Source organism: Stenotrophomonas sp., from assembly GCF_036662295.1.
Classification (GTDB): Bacteria; Pseudomonadota; Gammaproteobacteria; order Xanthomonadales; family Xanthomonadaceae; genus Stenotrophomonas.
In genome coordinates this window covers 12,490-36,461 of record NZ_JAVWXA010000013.1, presented here as the reverse complement: position 1 = coordinate 36,461, position 23,972 = coordinate 12,490, and the positions used below count along the sequence as shown (strand labels likewise).

Below are 23,972 nucleotides of genomic sequence, written 5' to 3'. Positions count from 1 at the left end.
CCATGCCTGCCGCATCTCATTTCCGCTCCGCGCAGCCGCACGATCGCGTGTGCATCCTGCATGCGCCGGATCTGCACGGCCTGGCCCATCGCGTTGCCGATCGTCTCGGTGCCTCGCTGTCGGCCTCGACCCTGGCCATCGACGACGCGGCGCTGGCGACCCCGGCCATGCGTGATGCGCAGGCCTGCATCGTCCTGCTGCCGGCCGGCTCTCCGGACGCGGCCGGGATCAACCTGCAGCTGGAGCAGCTGAAGATACCCACGCTTTTCGTCGAACGCGGCACCGACACCCTGCGCACCGGCCCCTGGTGCCATTACGGGCACACCGCCTGCCCGGCCTGCATCGCCTCCATCGCCCCGTGTTTCACTGCCGCGCCTGCGCAGGACGAGGGCCAGTCCGCCGGGCTGGATGAGGGCGACACGGCACACCGCATCGAGAACACATTCACCGCGATCCTTGCCCGACGCAGCCCGCTCGTCGACGGCGCCGTCATCCACCACGGTGGCACGGATCGCGTTGAATACGTTCTCAAGGACCCGCTGTGCCCGGTCTGTTCCACCTGGTCACGCCAGCCCATGGAGGCCCTGTATGCACACCACGGCTGATACGCCCACCGCCACCAATGGCTACCTGACCGCCGAGCAGATATTCGCCCGGACGGCCGAGCTGCTCGATCCCCGCACCGGGCTGGTGAACCCGCCGATGGAGCTGCCCGCCGACAGCGGGTCGGCGCAGATCATCGTGTACTCCTCGGCCCTGAGCCGCCTGCAGAACGCGCTGCCACATATCGAACTGCGCGCCGATGACGGCCTGATCATGTCCGGCTCCGGTTCCTCGATACGCCGCGAGCCGGCCCGGGCCAAGGCGGTCTGCGAGGCCCTGGAGCGCTACTGCAACATCAGCTTCGACCCCGCCGCGGTCCGCGTGGCCACACGCAACGAGCTGGGCGAGGACGCACTGGACCTGGGGCTGTTCCACCGTGGCGAAGAGAGCGAGTACAAGGCGGTCTCCTCGCATATCCGCGCCTCGGACGAACTGAAGATGCGTTGGGTGAAAGGGCATTCGCTGGTATCGGGACGCGAACTGTGGGTGCCGTTCTCGGCCACCTATATCGCCACCCCTTACAAGTATCCCGGCGAAGCGTTCGTCATTCCCATTTCCACCGGCAGCGGGCTGGCCGCCTCCTACGCCCGTGCGGCGGTCGCCGGCACGCTCGAACTGGTGGAGCGCGACACCCTCAGCCTGGTGTGGCTGCAGAAGATGCGTCTGCGCAGGATCGACATCTCCAGCAGCCAGAACCCCGAGCTGGTGGAGCGTGCACGGATGATCGCCGCCTCGGGCATCGAGCAGTTCTTCTTCGATGCCACCACCGACATCGGCTTCCCCACCGCCTACCTGGTGCAGCGCGCGCCCGGACGCAACCTGCACATCCTGGTGATGGCCGCGACCCGCCTGAACATGGAAGACGCGATCATCCGGGTGATGGACGAGGCGTCATCCTCGCGGCTGGCGCTGGAATCGCTGGCGCGACAGCCCAGGCTTTACCGCGCCGATGACTTCCGCAGCTTCACCCGGCTCACCGATGGCGCGGTGTTCTATGCCGATCCAGCCAACGAACATGCCTTCGACTTCCTGCTGCGCGACGCGCCGACGGTGGACCTGCAGGCGCTGCAATCGCCGCGCGTGGCCACCGACGTGGCGATGATGGACCACGTGGTGGCGTCCTTCCAGCGCAGTGGGCTGGAGCTGGTCTGCGTGGACCTCACCACCCCGCAGTTGCAGCGGATCGGGTTGCGCAGCGTGCGCATGCTGGCCCCGCAGCTGATGCCGCTGACGGTCAACTACAACATGAAATACGGCGCCACGCCGCGGCTGTACCAGGCACCGGAGCGCATGGGCCTGAAGGTGCATGCCTTCGAGGAACTCAACCCGTGGCCGCAGCCCTTCGCCTAGGACAATCCATGACCGAGTATCTGATGCAGGACTGCCGCCAGGGCCACCTGCGCATGCTGGAACGACTGGACGCACGCGCGCAGCGCCTGCAGGCCGATGACCGTTCGGCGATGACGGCACCGCGCCGGCTGACCGCCAGCCAGGTGTACCTGGTAGCCGGTGGCGAGGTGGGGCGGCAGACCGCACGCCGGCTGGCGGCCCTTGGGCTGGGCTACCTGTCCATTGCCGCTGCTACCGCGCAGGACCAGGCCGCGTTGCGCGAGGCCTTCCCCGCCGGCACCCGCGGTGACTGCAACGTGCTGCCCGGGGTCTATGACATCTACGCCGCCGCCTTGCAGCTGGGCATGCACCAGCTGATCTGCTTTGCCTCCTCGCGACCGCATCCGGCGATCCAGAGCGAGCTCAACGAGGCCGCCGTGCGCCTGGGCATTCCCTTCGTGCAGGCCAGTCTGTTCGCCCACGAAGTTCAGCTGGGCCCGACGGTGATCCCCGGTGCCACCGCCTGCCATGCCTGCTACCAGGCGCGGTTGAAGGCCAACTATGCGCGGCTGGACGTCCCGGAGGCGCGCGACCGTTTCCTGGACCGCAATCCCGGCTTCCAGTTCGACGGCCGCCTGGCCTCGGTGGATGCGCTGGCGGCGAGCCTGGCGGCCAGCGAGGTGTCGCGGGTGCTGTCCAACCATGCGCCGCCGGTGGCGCTGAGCGCGGAGGTGAGCATCAACGCATTGACCCAGACCCGGCAACGGCACTTCATTCCCTACGTGGAATGGTGCGCGGTGTGCAGCAGCGCACGGCCGGAACCGCACAGCACGGCGTTTTCCTCGTTCGTGGCGGCCATCGCCCGTTAGGCACCGCCACGACCTGCGCCGCGCGCCTGCGCTGGCGAACAGGTTTCATTGAAAGGGACCCAGGATGAAAGAGCATTTCTTCATGCGCGAGGGCGTTGGCCGCGGCGCCGGGATGGTCGTCCACGAGTTCACCAAGAACTTCGAGCACGGGCGCCAGCACCTGCGCGCGGATCCGGCCCTGCCCCGCGCCGGCGGCTGGGGCCCGGCGGCGTTCGCGCTCGACCTCGCCCATCCCCCGGTGCGCTACGCGGCCGACGCTGACGAGCCGCCGCTGGACGGGCTGCTGGACGTGCTGTATCGGCGCCGCAGCGTCCGCGGCTATGCCGCTGCCCCGCTGCCCCTGCAGCGCCTGGGTCAGCTGCTGGAGATGGCCTATCCCACCGAGTCCTGCGATCCGGATTACACCCCGGCCGCCGCGCCGCACCAGTCCACCACGCAGTGGAACGGCCACGTGACCGCCTGCCGGCTGGTGCTGCTGGCACGCAACGTGGAAGGGCTTGCCCCCGGCGCCTACCTGGTGGATGAGGGCGAGCGCGTGCTGCGGCGGATCGGCCACCACGACCTGCCCGACATCGACGCACTGCTGCACGATGCCTGCTTCCAGCGCGAGTTCCACGCCGCGCCCGCCCTGTTCCTGCAGTTCGGGTCGATCCACGACGCCATTACCCGGTACGGCGAGCGTGGCTACCGCTACATGCTGTTCGAGAACGGGGTGATGATCCAGCGGCTGTACCTGGCGGCCTCGGCACTCTCGCTCTCGGCCTGCGTGACCGGCAGCCTGGTGCAGAAGCAGGTGGAGACGTGGATCGGTGCCGACGGTTACACCGCTGCCTTGCTGAACGGCTTTGCGGTGGGCTTGCGCACGCCGCCACGCCAGGAGGCCAGGTGAGCAGCGTCGGGCTGGACGCCGGGCCGGCGGCGGCGGTGGCGGCACCTGCGCTGGCCGCTGCTGGCGCCCTGACCCGCGGCGAACCGACGCTGGCCGAGGGCGTGAGCTGGCATGCCTTTGGCGCGCCGGTCGAGGGCCGGGCGCGCTTCGTGGTCAAGAGCGCCAGCGCGGGCAACTACATCATGACCTCGGCACTGGGCGTGGACATCCTTGCCTGCCTGGACGGCACGCGCGACATCGCGGGGCTGTGCGCGCACCTGTCGGCGCAGCACGGCAAGCCCATCCCCGCTGCGCGCATCTGCGCCTTCCTCGATACCTGCCTGGCCAACGGCATGATCGAAGCCGATTCCTGGGGCAACGGCGAGGTGGTGGCCGCCGACGCGGGCGCGCGCCGCGAGAAACTGGGCATCTACAGCAAGGTGCACAACGCCGACCGCCTGCTGGACCTCATCCTGGAATATCGGCGCCTGTGGCTCAATCCGGTGACCAAAGGCCTGGCGGCGGCATTGTGCCTGCTTGGGCTGGTCAACTTCTTCCTGATTCCCAAGGGTGGCGGCCTGATCGCACCGCTCAAGCAGATGGACATGTCCTACACCGACATTTTCCTGCTGGCCGTGCCGATGGTGTTTGTCATCGAACTGGCCCTGCATGAACTTGGCCATGCACTGGCGTGCCGGCTGATGGGTGCGCGGCCCAAGGGCTTCGGGGTCGGCCTGCTGTTCGGGGTCCTGCCGATCGTGTTCACCGAAACCACCGACTCCTACACGATTCCCAGCCGCGCCAAGCGTGCCTTCGTCTCCTTCGCCGGGCCCATGGTCAACCTGATGAGCTTCGGGCTGGTCATGAGCCTGTACTGGATGGTCGACCGCGATGGGCTGGCGGCCAAACTGCTGCTGGCCTACAGCGCGCTGCCGCTGGCGTCCTTCCTGGTCAGCATGAACCCGTTCTACCTGCGCATGGATGGCTACTGGATCCTGGCCGACTGGCTGGAACGGCCCAACCTGCGGCGCGATGCCATGCGTTACCTGAAGTCCTTCTTCAAACGCGCCGCCCCCGGCACCGCGCCGGTCCAGCGCGACCGCAAGGAGAAGTTGACATTGTCGCTGTACCTGCTGGTGGCCATTGCCTGGACGTTGACCTTCGTCAGCTACGTGACCATCGAGGGCCTGCGCACCATGTATTCGATCATGCAGACGTTTTTCGCCGAGTCGTTCTATCTATAAGCGCGAGCAAAGGGGTACGACGTTGTCCACCAATTGGAAGATGTCCCGCTATGCACTGGTCCGCATGAGCGGCGCCACCCAGGATGCCCTGGTCGATCTTCGCTTCGCCGATGCCGCCGCGCATGTGCGCCGCGTCCATGCCATGCGCCAATGGCTTGGCGAACAGCGCGAGCACGTGTGCGAGCAGGTGCTGTTCGCGTTGATCGGCACGGCCAGCGGCGCGGACAAGTCCTGCCTGGTCGGCATCCGCCGCAAGCTCTACAACGGCAAGCTGCCCCGGTTGCAGGACATGGCGGTGATCATCGCCCATCCCGATCGCGCGGCCCGTCGCGCGGTTGCCCGCTACTACCTGCGCCTGCACCGCTACCAGGCCAGCACCCAGGGCGACGGCGCCGAGCAGGCGCGCCGCGCGTTCTTCCAGGAGCTGGAAGGCAAACGTGATGTGCTGGTCCAGCACCTGTCCACGCCGCAGTTCATCAAGGCCCTGCAGGTGGCCTCGCCCAGCCTGGCCGGTAGCGTCGCCAAGCTGGTTACCCGGCCCACCGCGGCCTGGGCCAAGAAGGAGCGGCAGGTGGAAGTGCGTGCGGTGCGCTACCTCACGCGCATGCTGATCAAGACCAGTCCGTTTGGACGCTTCGGGCCGGTGGCGCTGGCCAACTACGACGACAGCGCCGCCGAGGCGGTCCGCTTCGATACGGACGGGGCGGTGACCGAGACCGTGTCCAGCCTCAACCTGTCCTTCGTGGACCGCCTGTTGACCACGCTGGGGCGACACCCGCAGGTGGCCGGGCAACTGCCGGTCAAGGTCAACGGCAGCTACTTCCTGGACGGGCAGGACATCTGCTTCTACAGCCCGGCCGAGCGCAACAACCTGCCCAAGTACACCACCCTGCGTCGCGGGCGCTTCCTGCGTCAGATCCAGGTAGTGGTGGACTGCCTGGAGCAGGCACGCGCGCCGTTGACCGCCGCGCAGTTGGCCGAGGCCGTCCTGCAGCAGGGATCCAGCGAACACTGGGAAGCGCCGGGCAAGGTGCTGCCCTTCGTGGAAAGCCTGATCAGCTCGGGCCTGCTGGTGCGCGAGCTGTCGGTGCCGACCAACATCATGGACCGGCTGGACGGGTTGACGCAGGTGCTCCAGGGTCTGGCGCTGGAGCTGCCGGCGGAATGGTCGGCCGGCCTGCGCGAACTGCGCGAGCTCGGCCAGGGCTTTGCCGCAATGGGCGTGCGCGACCGTGACCGGGCGATCCGCCGCGCCGACCAGCTGCTGGGCGAGCTGCTGGATGGCGCCGTCGACCCGAGCGCGCGGATGGCCCGCGACCGCCGTCTGTTCGTGGAAGACACCTACACGCGCGGCGGCACGTTCACCCTGGGCCGGCCGTTCTGGGATCACGTGGGCGCCGATGTGGCCGCGTTCGTCGAGCTGCTGTGCCGCCGCGACCGCGGGGGGCTGGGCTACCAGCTGATGAAGGATATTTTCATCCAGCACTATGGCGAAGGCGGGGTGTGCGAGGACACGGGGCGGTTCGGCAATGAACTGGCCAAGAGCGCCTTCAAGCCGACGGCGATGGGGACCACAGGCTTTGCCCACTCGGCCCGCGTCAACGACAACGCCTGGCGTTACTTCAACTGGCTGCAGGCGGCCGTGGACCAGTCCAACGGGGCGGCGGACATCGATCTGGGCCGGGACAAGGTGGCCTCGCTGTCCGACGAGTTCATCGGCTGGGAGCTGCCGCGCACCTCGATCGCACTGCACCTGCAGTTCGTGGCGGCCTCGGCGGAGGCGCTGGCCTCGGGCGACTTCCAAGTGGTGCTCAATTACACCCTGCCCGGCCACGGCCGCTTCTTCACCCGCTACTGCGCGTACTACGACCAGGCCGGTCCGGCACCGCGGCTCGGCGACCAGTTGAGCGTCCAGGCCGGCTTGATCGGCCGCAGTGCCGGGGGCGTGGAGCCGGTGGAGATGGTGTCCATCGTCAACCACAACGCACAGATCCACCGTCCGCTGACCGGCCGGGTGATCGTGGCACCCGGCGAGCACGTGCAGCTGCCGGCCGAGCATGTGATCGGCATGCGCGACCTGCAGCTGCGGCACTGTACCGACAGCGGGGAGATGCGCGTGTTCGCCGGCGGCGAGGAGATCCTTCCGTTGTACATGGGCTTCTTCCATTCCATGGCCCTTCCCTTCAGCCACCGGGTGCTGGCCGATGCCTCCCCGCACGCCTTCCACGCCGAACGCTTCCGCCTGCTGGAGTTCAGCGAAAACACCGGCGCCGGGCGGCGCAGCCAGGGCGCCACGCCGATCCGCCACTACCCGCGCCTGCGCTGCGGCCGGCTGGTGATCCAGCGCCAGGCCTGGGTGGTGGACTTCGGCGAGCTGGCGCCGCATTTCGTGGACACCCGCGATGACTTCGACCTGTTCCTCAAGGCCAACCTGTGGCGGCTCGGCCACGGCCTGCCGTCCACCTGCTTCGTCCGCATCCGCCGCCAGCGCGAGACGCCGGGCGAGATCGTGAGTGCGGCCAACCCCAACGAACACAAGCCCATGTTCCTGGACTTCGACAACCTGTTCACCGTGCGCAGCTTTGCCGCCGCCTGCGCCAGCCAGGCGGTGGATACGGTGCAGTTCGACGAGGCCTTGCCGGAACAGGGCGACACGCCGCTGGTGAGCGCCGGCTCGCCAGTGACGCTGGAGATGCAGATCGAGATCAACCGCCAGGTGGAGCCGGCCGATGCAGCGTGAGGCCTGCCGCCAACTGGGCTTCTGGACCCTGGCGCTGTGCTACTACGCACGCCAGGACCCGGCGGCGCTGCTGGACCCCGATGGCGACCAGGTGGTGCAGGGCTTCGTCGCGCCGCTGGTGGAGCAGCTGCGCGCGGCCGGCGTGCTGGGTGACTACAGCTGGATGCGTTATGCCGAGGGCGGGTTCCATCTTCGATGCCAGTTCCGCGCCGGGTCCGAGGACCAGGCCCGGCGCCAGCTGGCCTGCATCGCCGACCAGTTCGAACAGGTCAAACAGGCCCGGCCGGCGCTGTTCAGCGGCGGCCAGCAGCTGTCGCCGATCGCCACGGCACTGAACCAGCGCGCGGGCGTTGCCCAGCTGCATGCCCCTGGAACGCTGCAGTCCGGCCCGGTGCACGACAGTGGCGAGCAGCATGTGTACGACCATGCCACCGGCTACCTGCACGTCATGCGCGGGCAGACGCACTGGTCGGATATCGCGCTGCAGGCGCTGGCCACCACCACCACCTACGACCAGCGCCTGCAGGTGGCCATACCGGTGATGTTGGCGCTGTTGGTGCAGCACGGGTCCAACGCCGCCGAGCGCTCGGCGCAGGCGCTGTTCATTGCCGCCACATGGCGACAGCACTTCGGCATCGATGGCACGCCCGCCGACCCGGGTGCCGCCGCGCTGTGGCAGCGGCGCGTGCCCATCCAGGCGCTGCTCGATGCGGTCCACGCCGACCCCCTGCACGCCATCGCGCGGCTTCCGGCGGCGCTGCGGCCGGCGGTGTCGGCCGCACTGGCCTGGGGCGCCGACGGGGTCGCCGCGCTGGCGGCAGAACGCCCGGCGCTGCGGGCCATGCAGGTGCTCTCGCTGGTGCACCAGCTCGCCAACCGCCTGGGCATCAGCCTGATCGACGAGACCGCCCTGTGCGAGCTGGTCCACCGCCACCTCACGGCGGCGACGGCCCTGCCGCTGGCGCCGCTCCAGGCCGATGTCGCCACATGGACCGACTACTGGAGCCGACCGCATGTCGACGCTGCATGATCCGGACTGGGTGTACCTGCGCATCTTCCCCGGGCACTGCGACCAGTCCGCCGATGCCCCCGGCATGCTGGAGGACAGCGCCGATGCGCTGCTGACCCGGTGCCTGCTGCCCGCCCTGCAGCAGCTGCACGCGGCCGGTGTGATCGATGGGTACTTCTTCCTGCGCTATGCCGAGCAGGGCTATCACCTGCGGGTGCGCTGCCGCGCCAGCCTTGCCAGCCAACGCGCCTACGCGCGCGGCGTGCTGCTGGCGGCGCTGGATACGCACCTGCAGGCGGCGGCGGCCAGTTTTCCGGGCGCACGCGACAGCGCCGCGCTGATCGCCGATGGACGTCTCCGCGACAGCGACTACGCGCCGGAGCTGGACAAGTATGCGGGCCGCGAGGGATTGGACGTGGTGGAGGCGCACTTCCGCCATTGCTCGAACCTGGCCGCCGAGGCGATCGCGCTGGCCGACCAGGGCCTCAAGCGCGACCACCTCTCCCTGTGGATGACCGGCCAGGTGCTGCATGCGCTCGGCTTCGAGGGCGACGCGGCCGTCGGCCTGCTGGCCGGCTACGCGCAGTACTGGATGCCGGCCGGCGGTGGCGACCCGGGCCAGACCCTGCAGGCCCTCGAGGACGCCTATCTGGGCCGGCTGCGGTTGGTGGCCGCCCTGTTGCCCGACACCGACGGGGACAGCCAGTACGCGCGTACCTACCCGCAGGTGCAGCAGCGACTGGGTGGCATCGGTGCGCTGTTCGCAGGCACCGTGGCACGGCTGTGCCGCCTGGAAGAGGCCGGTGCGCTGCACAGCAGTGCGCTGCCGCAACTGCGTGGCCGGACCATCGGCGTGGATCGCTGCCGCCGCCATCCGCTCACCTGCCTGCTGATCGTGCCGAACCTGCTGCACATGATGAACAACCGCATCGCGGTGAACGTCATGACCGAAGCCCGGCTGGCCTTCTTTGCCGCCCGCCACTACGCCGGCGCCCCCAGTGCCGCGTGGTCGGTGCTGCCGGTGATGCTGGAGCCGACCGTTTCCCTTTCCCTCCACCCATCGGCCGGTGGCCATCCCCGTCCGCGCGTGGACCACGCTGCAAGGAGCCAGGAATCATGAACCAGGGCAGGACCCTCACGCTCAGCGAGCTGCTGGCACTCGACCCACAGATGGCCATGCCCGAGCGCCCGCGGGTGCCGGCCGACCTGCTGCGGGTCACCGACAACCTGAGCACCGAAATGGTGTTCGGTGCCGCCTCCACCGTGGTGTTTGGCGGCAAGGCGGTCAGCACGCTGTTCCCGCACCTGTATCCCCTGCTGGATGGGCGACGGGACCTGGAAGAGATCGCCGCGCGCCTGGACCACATCCCGCCGGCGCATCTGCAGAAAGCCATCTCCATGATGTACATGAAGGGCATTATCGAGGACGGTGTGGCCGAGCACCCGCTGGATCCGGCGCTGGCGAGGCGGTTTCCGGCGCAGCTGCAGTTCTATTCGCGCTATCTGGACATGACCCGGGTGTATCGCAACCGCGAGGATGTGCTGCATCGGCTGCGCGAGGCCCGCGTGCTGCTGGTCTCCGACGCACCCGCCGCCCCGGCGCTGGTGGCCGACCTGGCCGAGTTCGGCCTGGGCCAGCTCGACCTGGTCTGCAGCGACGCGCTGGCCGCGCAGCTGGGCGCGCACGCGCCGGATCTGCAGACAACCCACCTGTGCAATGACCCGGCCGATTATCTGGCCGGTGCCGCCGGGCAGGCGCCGCAGGACCATGCACTGGTGATCCTGTTGCTGCAGCAGCACTCCCCGGCCTGGCTCGAGGCGCTCAACCTGGCCTCCCGCGATACCCGCGCGCGCGTGGCCTATGCGGTGATGGGACCGACACGGGTACAGATCGGGCCGATCATGGAACGTGACTTCACGCCGTGCTTTGCCTGCGCCGGCGACACCGCCCCGGGCGAGGATGCCTGCCTGGACGCGTTGGCGGTGGAGTACGGCGTGCACACGCTTGGCCTGGCCTGCCTGAATCTGTTGACCCATCTGGCGCCCATCACCACCGCCGACAGGATCCAGGTGCTGTGCCCGGACACCCTGGATTTCAATGCGGTGCCGTTGTACCGGCAACCCGGCTGCGCGGTGTGCGGGCTGGGCGGGGCGAAGGGCTCGGACCTCACCAGCTGGTTCGCCACCGGCGGGCAGCTGCGTCATTCGCTGGCGTGGTTCTACAACGAAAACGCCAACTTCAAGCGCCACCACATGATTCCCAAGGGGCACCAGGCGCACTACGAGGAAAAGAACACGCGTGCGGCCGCCGGCGCGGTGAAGACGCTCGCCAACGCGCCGTCCCAGCACATCGAACTGGCCAGCGCGCTGCCGGCCGGACTGCTGCAGCCGTATGCCGGTGACTATGCCGTGGCCAGCGACTGCAACGACGTTGCGCTGCCACAGCGGGTCAACATGCTGCTCAGCGTAGCGGCCACCCGGCGCGTGCAACCCATCGCCGAGGGCATGGAAGTCGGATTCCGGGTGGTGCCCTCGGGCGGCGCCCTGTCCTCGCAGAATCTGTATCTGGTCAACTTCTCCGTGCCAACGCTGCAGCCCGGCATCTTCTACTGCAACCCCGATGGCGACTTCAACCGCGTCGGCGACGGCGTCGCCACCCTGCAGGACCTTGGCCTGCTGGTGCCACCGGATGCGCAGGGACCTTCGCCGCAGGCGGCGGTGGTGATCACCGAGGCGTATGGGCGGGTGGAAAGCAAGTACATGGGCATCAGCTACCGCTACACCCTCAGTGATGCCGGCGCGATGCTGGCCACGCTGATGGCGCTGGCCCCCCGGGTGGGGATCGCACTGGCCCATACCGCCAATTTCTACGACGACACCCTGGCCGACACCCTGCGCTGCCAGGGCATCACCGAATATCCCGCGCTGGTCTGCCTGCTCTACGATGGCACGGCCGAGGCAACGGCACGGGAGGCGGCGTGACCGACGCCGCGCCCTTCCTGCTGGTCGAGTTCTATTACCCCATGGTGGACGACGGGCGGGGCGGCGACATGGTGGGCGATGCCTGCCTGCTGGACGTGGTGCAGCCGGTGGCCGCCGCACTCTCCCAGCTTGACGGAGTGACCGGCCATGAGTTCATGCGCTACTCGCTGGACGGCTACCACCTTCGCATCAAGTTCCATGGGCAGCCTGAGGCACTGCAGCGCCTGGCCGACGAGCAGGTGCGCCCGGCCCTGCTGGCATTCGCCGATCGGCACGCGCAGTGGCTGGCGCAGGACATGGCACTGGGCGATTTTGGCCAGCGCCTGGTGGCGCGCCTGGGCAAGCAGGGCGATCCGCTGCGGGAGGGCGGCGACTTTGCGCTGCGCATGGCGCGCGATGCGCAGGACGTGTTCGAATCAGCGCAGGTGCGCGGCCACTACCTGGCCCTGTCGCGGCATATGTGCGACCTGGTGCTTGCGTCCATCGCGTGCGGGCTGGACCAGCGTGAACGGCGGGCACTCGCCCGGCTGCTGCTGATGCAGCTGCTGGCCGCCACCGGCATGCAGGCCGCTGGCCTGCACTACCTGGCCACCTTCGCCGCGCGGCAGTGGCAGGGCTACTTCGACATCGAGCCGGCGCAGATCGCGCGCTGCCAGGCCACCGCGGCTGCGGCCGCCGCCCCGTTCTCGGCGTTCCTGGCCTCGGCCGGGGATACCCCGGGCATCGCCCGCGCCCTGCCCGAGCGCGTGCGCGCCGCGTATATCCAGCACATGTCGCCGATGCTGGCCCTGATGCCGCTGCTGGTGGAGATCGGCGAAGGTGGCGCGGCCACCAACCACGCCGCCCTTCGCGTGCTGAGCCTGGTGCACCTGGCGCACAACCGGCTGGGCCTGAACATCCTGCAGGAAATCATCTTCGCCGAGCTGGCCTGCCATCACTACGCCGCCCAACTCGATCCGGCCGCCACCCGCAGCAACCGCGAATGGGTCGACAGGAACCTGTCCACCTATCTGGCAAACACCGACCACATCGCGGTGTGAGCACGCTCTTTGCTTACCAGGAGAACCACATGAAAAAGAATCCGCTTCTGATCATCGGCGTTGTCGGCCTGGCCATCACCGCTGCGATGCACGTGGGACTGTCGCTGGCAGGCGTGGGGGGCAGCCTGGGCGTCTGGCTGGCCTGCTACAGCGCATGGCTGGGCTTTTCGATCATCGGCCTGGTGCTGTCCAGGAAACGTTGAGCCTCCGGCCCGCGCCGCGGGCCTCCGTCCTGCCGCCGCCGCATGTAGAGGATCCGATGGAAAACGTGGCCACACTCCCCACCACGCCCCCGCCAAGCGCATGGGCAACCCTGCTCAACGTGCTGGTTTCGCCGGCCGCGGCATGCGACGACATCGCCCGGCGCCGACGCCAGGCCCTGCTGCCGCTGGTGCTGCTGCTGGTGTCCTTCTCGGCATTGTGGATCTACTACTACAGCCGGGTGGACTTCGCCTGGCTGTTGGAAAGGATGGTCGACAGCAGCATGGCCCGGATGAAGGAAGGCGTGTCCCGGCATGATGTGGAGGCGCGCATGGGCGACCTCAGCGCCGGCATGATGTGCGCGATGATGCTGTTTGCCGGCCTGACCTCGATCCTGATGATCCTGGCCTTCCGCGCGGTGTACCTGCTGGTGCTGTCGCGGTTGCTGAGCGAGCGTCAGGTCGGGATCGGCACGTGGATGGCGCTCTCGATCTGGGCGGCGGTTCCCACCGCGCTGTCCAGTGCGGTGGCGCTGCTCTACATCCTCTCGATGGATGTCAGCTACCTGATGCCCGAGGACGTGGCGGTGGCCTCGGTCAACCACCTGTTTCTGCACCTGCCCTCCACCGATCGCTGGGCGCCACTGGCCACCAGCCTGGATGTCTTCCTGGGTTGGAACGCGGTCATCCTCGGCGTGGGCTTCTCGCGCTGGACCGGCGCGGCCTGGTGGGTCGGGCAGCTGGTGGGGTTCTTTCCATTCGTGCTGATCTACGTCATCTGGGCGGTCATCGTCGCGTTCTGATCCTGCAGCGTCGTCAACAGCAGGGTTGCGGCCCTGATCGGAGTCGGTTTGTTCAAGAGCAAGCGTGTGCGTCTGGGCCTGATCGTGGCGGTGATCGCGAGTCTGCTGATGGGTGCCCGTCTATTGGCGCCCACCCAGACCCAGGCGGTGGAGATCGGCCAGGTCGAGGTGCGCCCGGTGCGCACCACCGTGCTGGCGTCCGGCTCGGTGGCCTTTGTCAGGACCGTGGAGTTGCGCCCGGAGATCACCGGGCGGGTCTCGCGGATCGCGGTAAAGATGGGGGATTTCGTGAAACAGGGCGACATCCTGCTGGAATTCGACCCCAGCACGCTGCAGGCCGAACTGTCCCGGCAGACCGCCAGCATCGCCGCCCAGCAGGGCATGATCCGCCGGGCCCATGACAGCCTGGACCGGGCCGAGCGCCACGCCGAGCGCAGCCGCGAGATCTTCCAGCGGCAGTTGATGAGCCGGGATGGCTACGATGAGATCCAGACCACGGCCAACCTGGCCCGGCATGACCTACAGATCCAGCGCGACAACCTGCAGATGGCCGTCGCCATGCGCAGGAGCATTGAAGAGAGCCTCGGCAAGACCGTCATCCGTGCGCCCTTCGATGGCCAGGTGGTGGACGTGGCCATCAAGATCGGCGAGACCGCCGTGGCCGGCATCACCAACATCGCCGGCTCGCAACTGCTCACCCTGGCCGATACCGGCGATGTCGTCGCCGACCTGCTGGTCGATGAAGTGGACGTGGGTCGGCTGGCGATCGGCCAGCCGGTGGAAGTGGATGTGGTGGCATTGGGCGAGCGCCGTCTGAATGGCACCATTGCCGAGATCGGCCTGGCCGCGCAGCCCAAGCAGGGCAATGAAGCGTTGAAGTACAAGGCACGCGTGGCCTTTCCCTCGGTGGAGGATGCGGCGGTGCTGAAGGACATGACCGTGCGCGCCGAGGTGGTGGTCGCCGGCGGCACGCCGGCATCGGCAGTGCCGCTGCGTGCGTTGCAGAGCGAGCCGGTGGGCCGCGGCGAACGTCGATACCACCTGTTCGTGATCGAGGGCAACCGGGCCCGCAAGCGCGTGGTGGAGCTGGGCCGGGCCGATGATGAGTTCCAGGTGGTCAGCGCCGGGGTCAAGCCGGGCGACCGCTTCGTGGTCGGGCCCTACGAACAACTGCGGGCGATGAAGGATGGCGACCTCGTCCGGAGCATCCAGGCACCATGACGACCGCGACCATCTCCCCTGCCGGTGCCGTGCTCGAGACACGCGGGCTCGGCAAGCGGTTCATGAGTGGCGGTGAGCCGTTGGAGGCACTCCGCGATGTCTCCCTGCAGGTGGCCGCCGGGGACTACATGGCCATCGTCGGCTCGTCCGGCTCAGGCAAGTCCACCCTGATGAACATCCTGGGTTGCCTGGACCGCCCCACCCGTGGCGAGGTGCTGTTCGAGGGTGTATCGATCACCGGGATGAGCCCTTCGGCGCTGGCGGGCATCCGCAACCGCCGGATCGGCTTCGTGTTCCAGAACTACTCGCTGCTGCCCAAGCTGACCGCGCTGGACAACGTGGCCCAGCCACTGGTGTTTGCCGGTGTGCGCGCCGCCGAGCGCCGCGATGCCGCCGCGTCCATGCTGGAGCGGGTCGGGCTGTCCGATCGCCGCACCCACTTCCCCAGCCAGTTGTCCGGCGGCCAGCAGCAGCGCGTGGCCGTGGCCCGGGCGCTGGTGACGCGCCCGGCGCTGATCCTGGCCGACGAACCCACCGGCAACCTGGACCTCGCCAGCCGCGAATCGGTGTTGAGCCTGTTTGAGGCGCTCAATCAGGAAGGCAATACGATCGTGATCGTGACCCATGACCCGGACATCGCCGCGCGGTGCCACCGGGTGGTGGAAATCCGCGACGGACAGGTGGTGCCATGATCAACCGCGTCCTGCTGGAAAGCGTGTCCGCCGCGTTCCGCTCGTTGCTGGCCAGCCCCGGCCGTACCGTCCTGACCTCGCTGGGCGTGGCCATCGGCGTGGCGGCCACCATCACCGTGGTATCGATCATTGCCGGTTTCAATGCGCAGATCAACGAGCGCTTCGAAGGATTCGGTGCCAACTCGGTCACCATCCAGCCGAAGAATTCCTTCGAGGACCAGTTGAAGGGGCGAATCGCCTACCTGCGTTATGAGGAACTGGACCTGGTGGCCCGGCGCGTGCACGGCATTTCCAACATCACACCGGAGATGAGCGTGTTCGGGCAGTTCCGTGGCACGGTCCAGTACAAGGGCAAATCCACGATCACCGACGTCAAGGGCACCGCCAGCAGCTGGCAGGACCTGTTGCGCACCTACCCGGAGCAGGGGCGGTTCCTGGTGGCCTCCGATGACCAGGCGCGCCGCCGCGTCGCGGTCATCGGTGCAAGCGTGGCCCGCCAGCTGAAGATGCCCGACAACCCGGTGGGCGAGTTCATCCAGCTGGGCTCGGGATGGGCCAAGGTGGTGGGCGTGCTGGAGCGGCGTGGGAAGAGTTTCGGTGTGGACCAGGACGACCTGGTGCTGGTGCCGTTCTCCACCGGGCGCGCGATGAGCAGCCGCGAGCGCGATCCCAGCTTCTGGATCCAGCTGGAGGTCGATGATCCGGCGCGCATGAACGAGACCATCGAACGGATCCGGCAGCTGCTGCGTCAGTCGCGCGGCATCGCCGAGGAGGATGAGGAAGACTTCGAGGTGCAGACCTCCACCCAGTTCATGGATGCGTTCAACGAAATGAGCCTGTCGATCTCGCTGATTTCCGCCGGCATCATGGCCATCTCGATGCTGGTGGGCGGCATCGGCATCATGAACATGATGCTGGTGTCCGTTGCCGAACGCACTAGGGAGATCGGCATCCTCAAGGCGTTGGGCGCCACCCGCAACTGGATCGTGGTGATGTTCCTGTCCGAAGCGGTGATGATGGCCTTGGCCGGCTGCGTGCTGGGGCTCCTGCTGAGCACGCTGGCCATGCTGGGCGTCGGCCTTGTCCCCGGTTTTCCGCCGCCCTCCACGCCCCTGTGGACGGTCGCGCTGTCGATGGGCTTCTGCGCGCTGATCGGCGGCGCGTTCGGCGTGATCCCGGCGGTCAAGGCAGCCAACATGGAGCCCATTGAAGCCATGCGGCGCAGCTGAGCGAATGGCAGCGACGCCCGCCACAACCGAATGAGATAATGCGCCGATTAGATTTTCCGCTTGCAGTACAAAACAAACCCGGGTAATGTTCGCGCCCATCGCCGCTGCATGCGGCACCCCTTCCACCCCAACCGAGCCCGTCATGCCCCTTCGTTCCGCCGCCACCGCCAACCGACTGCATTGCGCGACCGCGCTGCGTCCGTGCGCTGTCGCGGACAAAGCCGACGCTCCCCCGCTCGACTGATCCCCTGCACGGAGATCGGTCGCCGATCTCCGAGGCACGCCAACGCCCTCGGATGCTGCATCCGGGGGCGTTTTCGTTTGCGTTGACGTCGCCCTGCCCTACCACGATCACCTGGCGTGATCTTCCATCGTCCACACCCGGGCAAGGATTGCCTGACCACACGGACGTGTTGCCAAGAGGCGCGAAAGCGCTGTGTCCTGGTGTGGGGCACGGGCAGCGGGAGATTATGTCCCCTTTATTATCAGCGCCATTTCCAGGCGCTGCACGGTGCTGCCCGATGATTATCCGGCAGCGCCACTCAATGGAATGAACACCATGACGATCGAATCGAATCTCGAACTGCTGCATGCCGAAGGCACCACCCCCATCAAGGGCTGGGTGCGCGGCGTTCCCGTGGACGAACTGGCCCGCGCGCAGCTGCGCAACATCGCCGCGGTGCCCTTCGTCGGGCCCTGGGTGGCGGTGATGCCGGACGTGCACGTGGGCAAGGGCGCCACCGTGGGTTCGGTGATCCCCACCCGCGGGGCGATCATCCCCGCCGCGGTGGGCGTGGACATCGGCTGCGGCATGGCGGCGGTGCGCACCACGCTGCGCGCCGAAGACCTGCCCGACAACCTCGCCCGCCTGCGCAGCGACATCGAGCGCAGCGTGCCGGTGGGCAACGGGCGCGGCGGTGAGCACCGGCAGCTGCCGGACAGCATCCACAGCCGCCTGCTGCGCTCCGGCTTGGTCGAGCGGCTGGATGCGATCAAGCAGCGCCATCGGCGCGTGCGCACCGACAAGCTGGCCTGCCAGATCGGCACGCTGGGCGGTGGCAACCACTTCATCGAGATCTGCCTGGATGAAACCGGCGCGGTGTGGGTGATGCTGCACAGCGGCTCGCGCGGCACCGGCAACCTGATCGGCACCTACTTCATCGAGCAGGCGCGCGAGCAGCTGGCCCGGCGCGTGCTGGGCTTCCACCTGCCCGACAAGGACCTGGCGTTCTTCATGCAGGGCGAGCCGTTGTTCGATGACTACGTGCAGGCCGTGTCGTGGGCGCAGGACTACGCCCGCGAGAACCGCGAAGCGATGATGGCACGGGTGCTGGCCGAGATGCGCCTGCGCTTGCCGAAGTTCCAGCTGGAGAAGCTGGCGGTGAACTGCCACCACAACTACGTGCAGACCGAAACGCACGGTGGCGAGGAACTGCTGGTCACCCGCAAGGGCGCGGTGAGCGCTCGCGCCGGTGAGCTGGGCATCATTCCCGGCAGCATGGGCACGCGCAGCTACATCGTGCGCGGCAAGGGCAACGCGGAGAGCTTCCACAGCTGCAGCCATGGCGCCGGGCGCGTGATGAGCCGCAGCGCGGCACGCCAGCAGATCACCCTGGCCCAGCACCGCGAGGCCACCGCCCACGTGGAATGCCGCAAGGACGCGGCGGTGATCGACGAATCACCGGCCGCGTACAAGTCCATCGATGCGGTGATGGCCGCGCAGAGCGACCTGGTCGAGGTGGTCCATACCCTGCGCCAGGTGGTCTGCATCAAGGGCTGAAGGCCCCGTACAACGGCCGCCTGCGGGTGGCCGTTGCGCGTGTCAGGCCGCGCTGTCTTCGGCCACCAGCGCGTGGTGCAGGCTGATGCCCGCGCGCACGCCTTCGGCATTGGCCAGGGTGATGTTGCCCACCACGGTGGCATCGCCGGCAGCGTAGATACCGGGCACCGAGGTCTGCTTCTGCGCATCCACCTGCACCAGCACGCCGATCGGGCTGTCTTCCAGCGCGCAGCCCAGCTGCGCCACCAGCGGCGTGGCCATGGCCTGGCGCGCGGCGACGAACAGCGCGCGCAGGTCCACGCGGCGGCCGTCGGCGAGCAGCGCGCCACTCAACTGCGGTGCATCGCCCTCCAGGCCCAGCACGCGTTCGGCTTCGATGCGCACGCCACGCCGTTCCAGCATGGCGCGCTCGTCGTCCTCGATCTGCATGCCATGGGCGAACAGCGTGACCTGGCCCCAGTCGGCCAACAGGCCGGCCATCTTGACCGAGAGCGCATGGCCGCCGAGCAGGCCGATGGCGCCGCCGCCCACTTCGTAGCCGTGGCAATAGGGGCAATGCAGCACGCTGTGGCCCCAGCGCTCGGCCACGCCGGGCAGCTCGGGCAGCCCATCGGCGATGCCGGTGGCCAGCAGCAGCTTGCGCGCCGCCCAGGTCTCGCCGCCGGCGGTGTGGACGGCGAAGCCATCCACGGTGCGATCGGCGGCGGTGGCGGTGTCGGTGACCCAGCGCACCGTCGGGTAGGCCAGCAGTTGCGCCTTGGCCTGCCGCAGCAGGTCGGCGCCGGCGATGCCGTCCAGGCCGAGCACGCCGTGCGAGTGGGTGGAGAAGCGGTTGCGCGGCAGGCCGCTGTCGATGACCAGGATGTCACGACGGGCGCGCGCCAGCATCAGCGCAGCGGACAGGCCGGCAAAACTGCCGCCGATGATCACGGCATCAAAGGTCATGGGAGTTCCCTGCAGCGTGGTGGGCAAGATGGCGGGCAAAGGCCTGCCCGAGGGTGTCCAGGGTGGTGCCACGCAGGCGCTGCTCCAGCAGGGCCTGGGCCTGGCGGTAACTGTCGTCCAGCGCGTCGTTGACCACCTGCTGCACCGGGCAGCCCCGGCCCGTTTCGCGAGCGCCGGTGTGCAGCAGCGGCGGCGAGCCGATCGCCACGTACACATCGTGGAGGGTGATCGTGGCCGGGTCGCGCGCCAGCTGGCTGCCACCCCCGTGGCCGCGTGCATTGCGCACCACCCCGCCCTTCTGCAGCGCGGCCAGCAGGCGCCGGATCACCACCGGGTGGGTGGGCAGGCAGGCGGCCAGCTGCTCGGAGGTGCGCGGCCCGTCCTGGCCGACCAGGTGCGCGGCGATGTGCAGGGCGTCGGAAAACTGGTTGCTGGATTTCATGTAACCAGCGTAGTTACAAATTGGACGCCTGTCCAGCGACTGTTCCGGCGCTCCATTTCACATTACTGAACCCGTGCAGGAACATCCTGGCGCTCAACGCCGCCGTCGAAGCCGCCCGCGCCGGTGAACAGGGCCGCGGCTTCGCGGTGGTGGCCAGCGAGGTGCGCACGCTGGCGCAGTGCTCGGCCGGCGCGGCCAAGGAGATCAAGGGGCTGATCGATGCCTCGGTGGGCGACGTGGCCACCGGCGCGCAGCTGGTCCGGCAGGCCGGCCAGACCATGGATGACATCGTGGGCGGCGTGCAGCGGGTAACCGACATCATGGCCGAGATCTCGGCCGCCTCGCAGGAGCAGTCGGCCGGCATCGAGCAGGTCAACCAGACCGTGGTGCACATGGACGAGCCCACCCAGCAGAACGCCGCGCTGGTGGAGGAAGCCACGGCTGCGGCGCGCAGCATGGAAGAGCAGGCCATCGCGCTGAACGATGCGGTGGATGTGTTCGTGCTCGATGGCGGCCACGCGGCCCCGGCCGGGATGGCGCGCGCGGCGTGATCCTGGCGGCGCGCCGGCACCCTGGCAATGCCGGGTGCCGGCCGCTGGCCGGCATCACCGGAGGTAGGGCGTGCCGACCATGGCCGCGGCCAGGTGGTCCAGGAACGAGCTGATCCGCGCCGATACCGCCGTGTTGCGGTAGTACACCGCGTGGATCGGCTGGCGCACCTCCACGGTGAGGGCCGGCAGCACCTCGACCAGCCGGCCGGCCTCGCGGTCACGCTGGGTCACGAAGTCGGACAGGCAGACGATGCCGACCCCTTCCACCGCCAGCGCGCGCAGGGTTTCGCCACTGGACACGGCCATCGAGGGGCGCACGTGCAGCAGCGCGTCGGTGTCGCCGGGCAGTGGCCAGTGGTTGAGCGAATCGGGTTCGTTGAAGCCCAGCAGGGTGTGCGAGCGCAGGTCGGCCACGCTGGCCGGGGTGCCGTGCTGCCGCAGATAGGCCGGGCTGGCCACCACCCGCAGCCGGCAGTGCGCCAGCGGGCGCGCGTGCAGGGTGGAATCGGCCAGCGGCCCGATCCGGATGGCCACGTCGGTGCGCCGCTCCAGCAGGTCGATGTAGCGCTCGCTGCTGTTGAGCTCCAGCGCCACGTCCGGGTAGCGCGCGCGGTAGCCGGCCACCAGCGGGGCGATCACATGCAGCACGAAAGGCATGGCCGCATCCACCCGCAGCCGCCCGGCCGGGCGCACACGGCGTGCGGCGATCTGCTCTTCGGCCGCCTCCACCGAGGCCACGATCGCCCGCGCCTGGGCCAGGAACGCCGCCCCCTCTTCGGTGAGCTGCAGGCGCCGGGTGGTGCGGGTCAGCAGGGTGGTGCCGAGCTTCTGCTCCAGCCGGCCCAGCGCCCGGCTCACCCCGGAGGTGGTCTGCCCCAGCGTCTCGGCGGCGGCGGTGATCGAGCCGCTGTCGATGACGGCGATGAAGGCCTGCATTTCGTCGAGGGTGGTCTGCATGGCGGGTGCGGGCGGGAGGGACGCCCATTATTGACCACCAAGCAAGAGTGATTGGCGTGAAGACCGCTTTTTCGGCAAGAGTGCGACGCGCAGACTGCGCAGCCTCTCCTCCCACCGGTAACGTCCCATGTCCCGTGGCATCCCCTTGGCCCTGCTGGCGCTCACCCTTGGTGCGTATGCCATCGGCACCACCGAATTCGTCATCGTCGGGCTGATCCCGACCATCGCCGCCGACCTCGGCGTCACCCTGCCCTCGGCCGGCCTGCTGGTGTCCCTCTACGCGCTGGGCGTGGCCATCGGCGCCCCGGTGCTCACCGCGCTCACCGGCCGGGTGCCGCGCAAGACCCTGCTGGTGGCGTTGATGGCGATGTTCACCCTGGGCAACGTGATTGCCTGGATGGCCCCCAGCTATGGCGCGCTGATCGTGGCGCGCGTGCTCACCGGCCTGGCGCACGGCGTGTTCTTCTCCATCGGCGCGATCATCGCCACCTCGGTGGTGCCCAAGGAAAAGGCGGCCAGCGCGATCGCCATCATGTTCACCGGCCTGACCGTGGCGCTGGTCACCGGCGTGCCGCTGGGCACCTTCATCGGCCAGCACCTTGGCTGGCGCGCCACCTTCCTGGCGGTGGCCGGGCTGGGCGTGGTCGCGCTGCTGGGCAGCCTGCTGTTCGTGCCCCGCCACCTGGAGCGCAGCGCGCCGGCCACCTTCGGCCAGCAGCTGGCCGTGCTGGCGCAGCCGCGCCTGCTGCTGGTGTATGCGATCACCGCGCTGGGCTATGGCGGCACGTTCCTGTCCTTCACCTACCTCGCCTCGATCCTGCAGGACGTGAGCGGCTTCTCGGCCAACGCGGTCAGCGGCGTGCTGCTGGTGTACGGCGTGTCGGTGGCGATCGGCAACCTGTGGGGCGGCCGCCTGGCCGACCGCCGCGGGCCGATCCCCGCGCTGAAGCTGATCTTCGGGTTGCTCGCGGCGGTGCTGTTCGTGCTGACCTTCACCGCCTACAACCCGTGGCTGGTGCTGCTGACGGTGCTGGCGCTGGGCGCGGTGGCCTTCGGCAACGTGCCGGGGCTGCAGGTCTACGTGGTCAAGCAGGCGCAGCGGTTTGCCCCGCAGGCCGCCGACGTGGCCTCGGGCCTGAACATCGCCGCGTTCAACGTCGGCATTGCCCTGGGCGCCTCGCTGGGCGGGCTGGTGGTGGACCACCTCGGCCTGATGCACACGCCGTGGCTGGGCGCGCTGGTGGTGCTGGCCGCGCTGGGGCTGACCGTGCTGAGTGGTCGGCTGGATCGCCGCGATGGCGTGGAAGACCGCGCCGACGGCATCGCCGTGGCGGCGCATTGATCGATGCCGCTCGCGGACCCGCAGTTCGTCTGACGCAACAGCAGCCGATCCACGGTCGGCTCTACATCGCTTTACGGTGCACGGCGTAGCGTGTACGTCCCCCCATTGAAGGAGTTTCCATGCACATTCCCGCATTCGGCCTCGGCACGTTCCGCCTGAAGGGCCAGACCGTCATCGACTCGGTGCGCAACGCACTGGCGGTGGGCTACCGCGCCATCGACACCGCGCAGATCTACGACAACGAGGCCGAGGTCGGCCAGGCCATCGCCGAGTCCGGCGTGGCCCGCGAGGACCTGTTCCTGACCACCAAGGTCTGGATCGCCAACTTCCACCGCGACGCCTTGCTGGACAGCCTGCGCGAGAGCCTGCGCAAGCTGCGCACCGACCACGTCGACCTGACCCTGATCCACTGGCCTTCGCCCCGGGATGCGGTGCCGATGGCCGAGTACCTGGGCGCACTGGCCGAAGCGAAGTCGCTGGGCCTGACCCGCCAGATCGGCATCTCCAACTTCACCATCGCCCAGGCCCGCCAGGCGATCGAGATGCTCGGTGCCGATGCCATCGCCACCAACCAGATCGAAGTGCACCCCTACCTGCAGAACCGCGCGCTGATCGCGTTCCTGAAGGAACAGGGCATCCACGTGACCGCTTACATGAGCCTGGCCTACGGCGAAGTGCTCAAGGACCCGGTGATCCAGGCCATCGCCGACCGCCACCAGGCCACCCCGGCCCAGGTCGCGCTGGCATGGGCGCTGCAGCAGGGCCTGGCGGTGATCCCCTCGTCCACCAAGCGCGAGAACCTGGCCAGCAATCTGCTCGCCGCCGACCTGCGCCTGGATGATGCGGACATGGCGCAGATCGCCACGCTGGACCGTGGTCAGCGCCTGGCCAACCCGGACGGGATTGCACCGGCCTGGGATTGAATCGGGCTGCACGGTCGCTCTCTGCGTCGTCACCACCTGCTGACCGCCTTCCCGATTTACCCCGAGGTAGGGTCGGATCCCGATCGACCGCCGACCCTGTGCATCGGTACGGCGAACGAATGACTCTGGCCGAAGCGCGTGCTTCGACGCCGGTCATGCCACCACCGAACGTGGCGCGTTTCACGGCAGTCGATTGGGATGCG

At 68.6% G+C, this 23,972-nt stretch carries 21 protein-coding genes and 1 pseudogene; 19 read left to right on the top strand and 3 right to left on the bottom strand.

Going from position 1 to position 23,972, the window contains the following annotated elements; translation table 11 throughout:
* Positions 1-2: 2 nt before the first annotated feature.
* The 16 genes from RSA25_RS04320 (at position 3) to RSA25_RS04245 (ending at position 18,609) form a co-directional block, all read left to right on the top strand.
* A complete protein-coding gene (locus RSA25_RS04320) occupies positions 3-605 on the top strand; it encodes a hypothetical protein (protein WP_332807684.1) in 603 nt (200 codons plus the stop codon).
* Positions 589-1,953, top strand: a complete 1,365-nt coding sequence (locus tag RSA25_RS04315) for a YcaO-like family protein (protein WP_332807683.1) — start codon at positions 589-591, stop codon at positions 1,951-1,953. The genes RSA25_RS04320 and RSA25_RS04315 overlap by 17 nt, the downstream gene beginning before the upstream one ends.
* Before the next feature lie 8 nt (positions 1,954-1,961).
* A complete protein-coding gene (locus RSA25_RS04310) occupies positions 1,962-2,801 on the top strand; it encodes a hypothetical protein (protein ID WP_332807682.1) in 840 nt (279 codons plus the stop codon).
* A 64-nt stretch (positions 2,802-2,865) separates the two neighbouring features.
* Positions 2,866-3,690 carry a SagB/ThcOx family dehydrogenase gene (locus RSA25_RS04305; RefSeq protein ID WP_332807681.1) on the top strand — a complete coding sequence of 275 codons (825 nt, stop codon included), beginning with the start codon at positions 2,866-2,868 and terminating at the stop codon, positions 3,688-3,690.
* On the top strand, positions 3,687-4,913 hold the full coding sequence (locus RSA25_RS04300; protein ID WP_332807680.1) for a site-2 protease family protein: 1,227 nt from the start codon (positions 3,687-3,689) through the stop codon (positions 4,911-4,913). The genes RSA25_RS04305 and RSA25_RS04300 overlap by 4 nt, the downstream gene beginning before the upstream one ends.
* A 40-nt stretch (positions 4,914-4,953) precedes the next feature.
* On the top strand, positions 4,954-7,653 hold the full coding sequence (locus RSA25_RS04295; RefSeq protein WP_332807679.1) for a lantibiotic dehydratase: 2,700 nt from the start codon (positions 4,954-4,956) through the stop codon (positions 7,651-7,653).
* A complete protein-coding gene (locus RSA25_RS04290) occupies positions 7,643-8,683 on the top strand; it encodes a lantibiotic dehydratase C-terminal domain-containing protein (RefSeq protein ID WP_332807678.1) in 1,041 nt (346 codons plus the stop codon). Before RSA25_RS04295 ends, RSA25_RS04290 begins: the two co-directional genes overlap by 11 nt.
* A complete protein-coding gene (locus tag RSA25_RS04285) occupies positions 8,667-9,782 on the top strand; it encodes a thiopeptide-type bacteriocin biosynthesis protein (protein ID WP_332807677.1) in 1,116 nt (371 codons plus the stop codon). The genes RSA25_RS04290 and RSA25_RS04285 overlap by 17 nt, the downstream gene beginning before the upstream one ends.
* Positions 9,779-11,644 (top strand): hypothetical protein, encoded by a 1,866-nt coding sequence (locus tag RSA25_RS04280; RefSeq protein WP_332807676.1) that lies wholly within the window; start codon positions 9,779-9,781, stop codon positions 11,642-11,644. The genes RSA25_RS04285 and RSA25_RS04280 overlap by 4 nt, the downstream gene beginning before the upstream one ends.
* A complete protein-coding gene (locus RSA25_RS04275; RefSeq protein WP_332807675.1) occupies positions 11,641-12,684 on the top strand; it encodes a lantibiotic dehydratase C-terminal domain-containing protein in 1,044 nt (347 codons plus the stop codon). Before RSA25_RS04280 ends, RSA25_RS04275 begins: the two co-directional genes overlap by 4 nt.
* A gap of 29 nt (positions 12,685-12,713) precedes the next feature.
* Complete coding sequence (locus RSA25_RS04270; protein ID WP_332807674.1) at positions 12,714-12,887, top strand: hypothetical protein; 174 nt, start codon at positions 12,714-12,716, stop codon at positions 12,885-12,887.
* Positions 12,888-12,952: 65 nt separating this feature from the next.
* Complete coding sequence (locus RSA25_RS04265) at positions 12,953-13,687, top strand: YIP1 family protein (protein WP_332807673.1); 735 nt, start codon at positions 12,953-12,955, stop codon at positions 13,685-13,687.
* Between the two features lie 48 nt (positions 13,688-13,735).
* Complete coding sequence (locus RSA25_RS04260) at positions 13,736-14,908, top strand: efflux RND transporter periplasmic adaptor subunit (RefSeq protein WP_332807672.1); 1,173 nt, start codon at positions 13,736-13,738, stop codon at positions 14,906-14,908.
* Positions 14,905-15,600, top strand: a complete 696-nt coding sequence (locus RSA25_RS04255; RefSeq protein WP_332807671.1) for an ABC transporter ATP-binding protein — start codon at positions 14,905-14,907, stop codon at positions 15,598-15,600. The genes RSA25_RS04260 and RSA25_RS04255 overlap by 4 nt, the downstream gene beginning before the upstream one ends.
* Positions 15,597-16,829 (top strand): ABC transporter permease, encoded by a 1,233-nt coding sequence (locus RSA25_RS04250; RefSeq protein ID WP_332807670.1) that lies wholly within the window; start codon positions 15,597-15,599, stop codon positions 16,827-16,829. The genes RSA25_RS04255 and RSA25_RS04250 overlap by 4 nt, the downstream gene beginning before the upstream one ends.
* A 550-nt stretch (positions 16,830-17,379) precedes the next feature.
* Complete coding sequence (locus RSA25_RS04245; RefSeq protein WP_332807669.1) at positions 17,380-18,609, top strand: RtcB family protein; 1,230 nt, start codon at positions 17,380-17,382, stop codon at positions 18,607-18,609.
* 42 nt (positions 18,610-18,651) lie between these two features.
* On the opposite strand, the gene RSA25_RS04240 is transcribed toward RSA25_RS04245, so the two are convergent.
* Together RSA25_RS04240 and RSA25_RS04235 are read right to left on the bottom strand one after the other, a co-directional pair.
* A complete protein-coding gene (locus tag RSA25_RS04240; protein ID WP_332807668.1) occupies positions 18,652-19,554 on the bottom strand; it encodes an NAD(P)/FAD-dependent oxidoreductase in 903 nt (300 codons plus the stop codon).
* On the bottom strand, positions 19,544-19,996 hold the full coding sequence (locus RSA25_RS04235; RefSeq protein ID WP_332807667.1) for an Rrf2 family transcriptional regulator: 453 nt from the start codon (positions 19,994-19,996) through the stop codon (positions 19,544-19,546). Before RSA25_RS04235 ends, RSA25_RS04240 begins: the two co-directional genes overlap by 11 nt.
* Positions 19,997-20,076: 80 nt before the next feature.
* Here RSA25_RS04235 and RSA25_RS04230 point away from each other — a divergent pair.
* Positions 20,077-20,547: pseudogene (locus tag RSA25_RS04230) on the top strand (methyl-accepting chemotaxis protein); the annotation flags it as partial.
* Between the two features lie 54 nt (positions 20,548-20,601).
* Here the strand turns inward: RSA25_RS04230 and RSA25_RS04225 are convergent.
* Positions 20,602-21,504, bottom strand: coding sequence for a LysR family transcriptional regulator (locus tag RSA25_RS04225; RefSeq protein ID WP_332807666.1), 903 nt, complete (start codon positions 21,502-21,504; stop codon positions 20,602-20,604).
* A gap of 127 nt (positions 21,505-21,631) precedes the next feature.
* Between RSA25_RS04225 and RSA25_RS04220 the strand changes: the two genes are divergently transcribed.
* Both RSA25_RS04220 and dkgB read left to right on the top strand, forming a co-directional pair.
* Positions 21,632-22,846, top strand: coding sequence for an MFS transporter (locus RSA25_RS04220; RefSeq protein WP_332807665.1), 1,215 nt, complete (start codon positions 21,632-21,634; stop codon positions 22,844-22,846).
* Positions 22,847-22,965: 119 nt separating this feature from the next.
* The gene (gene dkgB / locus RSA25_RS04215) at positions 22,966-23,769 is read left to right on the top strand and encodes a 2,5-didehydrogluconate reductase DkgB (RefSeq protein ID WP_332807664.1); all 804 of its coding nucleotides are present in this window, start codon (positions 22,966-22,968) and stop codon (positions 23,767-23,769) included.
* Positions 23,770-23,972: the final 203 nt, after the last annotated feature.